Source organism: Candidatus Neomarinimicrobiota bacterium (genome assembly GCA_022567655.1).
Taxonomy (GTDB): Bacteria; Fidelibacterota; SORT01; order SORT01; family SORT01; genus JADFGO01.
This window is the reverse complement of sequence record JADFGO010000106.1, coordinates 1-6,346: the sequence shown is the minus strand read 5'-3', so window position 1 is coordinate 6,346 and position 6,346 is coordinate 1. Positions and strand designations below refer to the sequence as shown.

At 44.0% G+C, this 6,346-nt stretch carries 8 protein-coding genes; 1 reads left to right on the top strand and 7 read right to left on the bottom strand.

Annotation, left to right across the window (positions count from 1 at the left end; genetic code table 11):
- Positions 1 to 276 precede the first annotated feature (276 nt).
- The 6 genes from IID12_09310 to IID12_09285 all read right to left on the bottom strand — a co-directional run bounded on the left by IID12_09310 (position 277) and on the right by IID12_09285 (position 4,765).
- On the bottom strand, positions 277 to 441 hold the full coding sequence (locus IID12_09310) for a hypothetical protein (protein MCH8289285.1): 165 nt from the start codon (positions 439 to 441) through the stop codon (positions 277 to 279).
- Position 442: 1 nt separating this feature from the next.
- Complete coding sequence (locus IID12_09305; GenBank protein MCH8289284.1) at positions 443 to 859, bottom strand: hypothetical protein; 417 nt, start codon at positions 857 to 859, stop codon at positions 443 to 445.
- A 52-nt stretch (positions 860 to 911) separates the two neighbouring features.
- Entirely contained in the window at positions 912 to 1,547 is a 636-nt protein-coding gene (locus tag IID12_09300; GenBank protein ID MCH8289283.1) for a threonylcarbamoyl-AMP synthase, read from the bottom strand.
- A 20-nt stretch (positions 1,548 to 1,567) separates the two neighbouring features.
- Positions 1,568 to 3,469 carry a lipopolysaccharide heptosyltransferase II gene (gene waaF, locus IID12_09295; GenBank protein ID MCH8289282.1) on the bottom strand — a complete coding sequence of 634 codons (1,902 nt, stop codon included), beginning with the start codon at positions 3,467 to 3,469 and terminating at the stop codon, positions 1,568 to 1,570.
- Between the two features lie 352 nt (positions 3,470 to 3,821).
- On the bottom strand, positions 3,822 to 4,148 hold the full coding sequence (locus IID12_09290; protein ID MCH8289281.1) for a DUF2007 domain-containing protein: 327 nt from the start codon (positions 4,146 to 4,148) through the stop codon (positions 3,822 to 3,824).
- Positions 4,149 to 4,270: 122 nt separating this feature from the next.
- Positions 4,271 to 4,765 (bottom strand): RNA-binding protein, encoded by a 495-nt coding sequence (locus tag IID12_09285; GenBank protein MCH8289280.1) that lies wholly within the window; start codon positions 4,763 to 4,765, stop codon positions 4,271 to 4,273.
- A 227-nt stretch (positions 4,766 to 4,992) separates the two neighbouring features.
- On the opposite strand from IID12_09285, the gene IID12_09280 reads away from it, so the two are divergent.
- Complete coding sequence (locus IID12_09280) at positions 4,993 to 5,946, top strand: hypothetical protein (GenBank protein ID MCH8289279.1); 954 nt, start codon at positions 4,993 to 4,995, stop codon at positions 5,944 to 5,946.
- A 69-nt stretch (positions 5,947 to 6,015) separates the two neighbouring features.
- Here IID12_09280 and IID12_09275 read toward each other — a convergent pair.
- On the bottom strand, positions 6,016 to 6,346 hold a 331-nt coding region (locus IID12_09275), incomplete at its 5' end, for a cytochrome C552 (protein ID MCH8289278.1).

The window sequence follows — 6,346 nt, the reverse complement described above, 5'->3', positions numbered from 1 at the left end:
CGAAAAACCGATGCGATCTGGTTTTCGATGTTATGTGATATACGCTCTTTCCGTCAACAGTGTCGATACTCTCAACGAATAAAACATTTTTTCCTGCGGGAATAAATTCATAACCAATCGAAAATGTCAGTTTTTCTCCCACCTGAAACGCCTTATTCGGTGCCCTGCTCTGCGGTTCATCTGGGAGGTGAAATGGAGAGACCGATGAGGAGTAATACACTGATAAGGCTAAGAATAAGATCAATTGTCTAAGAACGATTCTTCTACCACAAACTATTAAGAAACGCCAAATGTATTTTTTTGAGTTTCTTCCATCGTCCTGGTGATGTCAAAATTTTTCACGCTCTCTAAATTCTCCGAACGGAACCTGTTCCTTAAATCCTGATCGTCCGTCAACTTAACTATCACTGATGCTAATTTCTTATGGTTCTCGTCTTTCATATTACAATTTTGAGGCTGAAACTATCCCGGGAAAGACCCTGTCAATTTCATTATCAATCTCATCGAAAATCTTTTTATAAGCCTCCTCATTCTCTCCATACGGGTCATGAACGTCTCTTTCCTCTCCGCCGCCATATCCGGTCAGGATGAATATTTTATCGGAATATTCAGAATAAACATTTTTCAGGTAATCCACCTGTTCCACTTCCATTGCAAGTAAAAGGTTCGATTGGCTTAGATGAGTCCCGTTAACCTGTTGAGAGCGGTGGTCAACCACATCCAATCCATTTTGAGCACAAATTTTAATAGTGTTTTCAGCTGCTTTTGCTCCGTAAAGTCTGATTAATCCGCCCGAATCGGATATGATGTTGTCCAGATTACCCTCGATCAATCTCCTGTCGAAGATCGCTTTAGCCATCACGCTCCTGACCCGGTTTCCCGTACAGATGAACATGACCCTGTATTGGTTTTCAGTTTTCATAAAGTTTTTTTCTTATCTCACCCTCACCGATTAATCCCTCTCTGAGTATCAGCAATTTTTCTTCGATAATTTGAATTACTGTGGAACCCTCGGTTTCAGGGGATCTTCCACCATCCAAAATAAGATCGACTTCGTTCGGGAAGTAGTCAATTATTTCTTTGACACTCTTTGCAGGTGATACGCCTGATCTATTCACGCTCGTAGTCGTGATCGGCTTTCCGTACTGTTCCGTCAACATTTTGCAAAACTCATTATCCGGAATCCGAACGCCTACAGAATTATTTTCGCCGAATTTGACTCTCTCTCTCGTTTCAATAATTATAGTAATCGCTCCGGGGAGTAATTCGTTGATGACCCTACTCTCAATCGGCGTAAGCTCCGCGAAGTAGTCTTTGACCATTTCACTGCCGGAGAACATAAGGCTGATTTGCTTTTCCTTTCGGCGATCTTTGAGTTTAAAAAGTTTTTCCATCGCCTGAATATTTTCAGGGTCAACTCCTAACCCGTACAGAGTATCAGTGGGATATGCTATTATTCCTCCTTCTTTCAACAGATCGCTTGCTCTTCTAACAGCAGGTTGAAGCGCAGCTGTATCGCTGAGGTTGAGGATTTCCGCTCTAACCATCTGCGATTATTCCGACCTGTCTATTTCGCAAGCGATAACCTTTTCTTTACGTTTTTGTAAACCTCGGCAGGTCCGATATCCAGCATGCACTCAAACGTACCGATTGGGCATTTCAACCCTCCGTGAACAGCACATGGACGGCATGGCAATTCTCTTTCGACTACTATGTCGTCCGGATTGTACGGGTAGAAACCGAATTTCGGCGCTGTCGCACCGAAGATTGCAACTACCGGAGTTCCTACCGCAACGGCAAAATGCATCGGAGCGCTGTCGTTTGTTATGAGAAGATCACATTCTTTTAAAATTGCCGTTGATTCGAGAAGTGTGGTTTCCCCGACAACGGATAGTGCACCGTTAAAAGTGATTTTACTCAGAAGATGACTGTCTTTTGCACCGCCGATATAGACCACTCCGCCGCCGTCATTAGCTATCATCCGGGCGAGATCACGATACCTGTCGGATGGCCATCTTTTAGTTGGCCAGATAGAGCCGGGCGCGATTGCGATTAACGGCTTTTTGTTCAATATCTTATTCTTTCTTAATATCTCTTTTGCGTTTTTCACGTCTGTTTTGGATGGATAGAGGCGGGGAGAGACCCCGGGGATCGATCTATCGAGCGCCGAGAGCAATTTCATATTTCTGTCCACTTCGTGCAGATCATCATCGTAATTTATCACATCGGTAAAGAGAAACGACCCTGCGCTCCTGTCGAAACCTATGCGAACGGGGATACCGGAAAGCCTTGCCAGGGCAGCGCTTCTTATCGAACGGTGAGGAACGATTGCGGCGTCATAAGACCCCGTTTGTAATTTTTTCAATAATCTGAAAAATCCCCGTAATCCCGATTCACTTTCTCTTTTATCATAAGTCAGGACATTGGAGATATTGGGATTATTTTCGAGTAAACTTGCCGCTTGCGGTGTAGTCACAAAATCAATTTCCCATGCCGGATTGGTTATTTTCAAAGCTTCCGCTATCGGCGAGGCAAGAACCACGTCGCCCAAAAAGGCAGTCTGTAATATGAGTATCCGTTTCTTTTCCGGTTCTCCTGTCGGTCTTGTTTTCCATCTTTTGTGGAACCAGAGCCACTGTTCGGGGTTATTCAGGATATGTTTTTCAAGCCTTGAAGCGATCTCTTGTGAAATCTGACCTATTCTTTCCTCCGTAACCTTACCTTCGTGTTTGATCTCAATCGGTTCTATAACCGCTTCATAATTCCCATCTTCAAGTCTGCGGGAGAAAATCGTAAACATGGGCGCTCTTGCCCGCAATGCGAAATACGCGGCTCCCTTATGCATAGATGCCTTTCGCCCGAAAAAATCGACGAATACACCCTTCTTGCCGGCGTCCTGATCGATTAGAATTCCCAGCTGTTTTCCTCTCTCTAATTCCTTGAGAAGCCCGGTAGCCGAATCTGACGTGTAATATAGTTCGTGAGAAACCGCTCTCCGCAATCTTTCGAATAATTTATCGGAATAAGGGTTATGCATATGATCCGCTATGGAAACTATCGGAAGTCCCTCCTGCGCTAAAACGCCTCCAAGCATTTCCCAGTTACCCGTATGTGCGGTGACGAGCAGCGCCCCCTTTTTCTCTTTCTTTAATTTTTCAAGATGCTCTATGCCTGTGATATGAGTTTTTTCGGCGGCGCCTCTTCCTTTCAACTTACCTTGACGTAAAAATTCCACACTGTTCAATGCGAAATTCAGGTAAGTTCCTTTAAGTATATCGTATAGTTCTTCCAGGGACTTCTCCGGAAACGAGGCTCTCAAATTCCCTAACGCTACCCGTTTTCGGTAACGGATGACTCTGAATCCGAGCCACGCTATAAACCGGGCGAGCCACCTTACTCCCTTGTCCGGAAGAATTCTCAGAGTGAAAATCAGTGCGAGAAGAGCCCAATATTCCATTAAATGTTTCATGATTTTCCGGGAGTATGTTATCAGAAAACCCCCGTAAATGCAAGCGAATTAGGGGTATATATCGTTCAGACCAATTACCGGACCGGCGGCTTAATCTAATGACCTAATCGATATAAGAGTGCGAGTTATGACTCATGTCGATGGAACTCCTCCGGAGCATGGTTCTGCCAGAGGCAGTTAGTATTCAGGACTTCAACTCTGAATTGCTCGTAGGGGAGGGTTTATTAACCCTCCCGAACCTGCGGGCCTGCCCGACTTCTTGCCAGGCGGGCCTGTCCGACTTCTTGCCAGGCGGAGAGTCGAAGGATGCCTGAGTTCCGTGGCTGTCACCCCCGACTCCCTCCTAAAAAGGTCAAATATGATCGAGCAGTTGGTTGAGAATTTCCTCAGCCCTGGTCAGGTGCTCCTCCGGAACGTAAATTACCGCAATTCCCGTTCCCGAAGTAAGGTACGCAGTACTGATTGCGTCTGATTTCACGTAGTTCGGTATCTCTTCCTTATCGAGAATCTCGGTTACCATTGCAGCATAGTGTTTTCCCGGTATGGAACGGAGCGGAACCCAATTGATTTCTATCGATTTCTCATTTTCCGGGAGAGCATCAACGAGTTCGACCTTGCAATCAGGACATTCGGTCACATCGTCAACATATTCTGCCTTACATTCCGGGCAGTAAGGCATTAGAGGTAAACCGTAAATAATAAATTGGCTACAGAAATATGATTGAACAGATTCAATTGTTGGAAAAGTATGGTTTTAAGTCAGCGGATAAGATTGCCGCAGCCGATTTGAGATAAAATTATTTACGGTGCAGCATCTCCAGGTCTATCCGGCTTGTTTCTTCGTTCAGAATATGTTCTTCTGTCTATGACTATTCCCTTATCGCTTTTAAAGAGGGGGCTGTCTATCTCTCTTCTTTCACCGGGTTTTTGACGTCGGTCGTTTTCTTTCTGTCTCTTATCTTCCTCAATCTCCATCAAGTTATCAATAGGTGCGTTTAGACTATCGCCATTCGGCTTGACAGAAGCGGCGGTGTCATCCTCCGGAATATTTTCCGTTTTATCTATTTCATCACGGTTTTTGATATGGAATGAATGTCCGTTGAACTCCTTGCCGTCAATTTCCATAACAGCTGTTGCCGCTTCATCTAAATTCGGCATTTCCACGACACAGACTATCTCATCGGTCGCTCCGTGCTGGGTGATAGAAATAGATGAGATAATCCCGTACGCCGAGAAAGCTTCTCGCAGTAAACCCGGGGAGATATCCGAAGATAAATTACCCACAAAAATTTTCAATAATTTATACCTTTCTCGTCATGCGTCGGGCAATCTTAATAAATGGTTCAAGCTCTATTCTAATCATACTAACAAATTAGATATCATAAATCAAGTTATTATTGATTGTCAGAGGCTGCGTTATTGCAATATTGTTATTTTTTGCGCAAATAATACCCGTTTTTTATATGGTATATTGCGAACGGATTACTGACATTACTCAGACTAAAATATAAAGGGGAATAATAATGAGAGTAACATTAGCGACAATAATAACGATAACAGTATACATCACTGCGGTCTCATCCGGCAATTTAATTGCCGAGGAGGCGGGTAAGTTATCAGGTAAGGCTTACTTTGAGTATTTAAATCCGGACAACTCTACCGGTGATGTAACGCAGTTCAGATTTACGAGATATTACTTTACTTATGACTACAAGATATCGGATAAAATTAAGATTCGGTATAGATTAGATGCCGATAGGAAAGCAGACGATAAGATGCGGCCATTCATGAAACACGCTTATATCTCGTGGGCGGAACTCATCCCGGACGCAAAGCTGTACATCGGAATGCAGATGACTCCGAACTGGACTTCTTACTCGGAAAAGTATTGGGGTTACAGGTCAGTAGAAAAAACTATACAGGACTTGAACGGCGTTGGTTCCTCTGCGGATTTAGGTGTAGGTCTGGTCGGCGATTTTTCGAATTCAGTTGGCTATCATCTGATTTATGCGAACGGCGCAGGATATACCAAACCGGAAAAGGACGACCATAAAAAAACGTCCGGGTTGATCTGGTTTAAACCGCAGAGTAAATTTATCGGCACTTTGTACCTTGATTATGAACCTACAGGCGTTCAGTATTCGAACTCGACTATCACCCTTTTCGGCGGATATGATTCCGACAAATTCCGTGCGGGAATAGAATATTTTACGCACAAAGAGGGCGAAATTGACCTGAAAAAGAACGGGATTTCACTCTTTGCTACTTTAAAGATGGCTACGGGTAACGCCTTTGCACGGTATGATATCTCCGATCCCGATAGGGATACTAAAGGCAACGGCGAAGATTATATAATAATCGGATACGATTATGCCCCGGAAAAGAAATTCCACATATTGCCGAATGCGCGCATGCGTAAAGTGGGCGATCGAGATTGGGAGAAATCGATACACGTAAACATCGAATTCAGATTCTAAATTCAGCAGGTATAAAAAAACCCGAAGCTTTGCACGGGCTTTTTAACATGATATCTTATTAATTAAATACTATTGATCGTAGCGTTCCTCATAAAATTCTCTGATTTTTTTGAGATCTTCATCGTCCATACCGTCCCTGTGCCATTGATGTCCGGGATGTGTATACACGTACTTTTCCAGAAGTTTTTTATACAGTTTCTTTCCTGCGACCTGCTCGAGTTCCGGCAGGAATTTTGTATAAAAATGTTTACCGACCTCGTATAACCCGTGCCACCAGGTATAATCCGGTCCCTGCATTGCAACGCCGTGCCGCGCTCTCCTTCCTTCGTGATGCCAGAGCTCATACCACGTCCATTCTATCGGGTCGTCGAAGTTTCCTTTGGATATTTTGCCCCTCTCT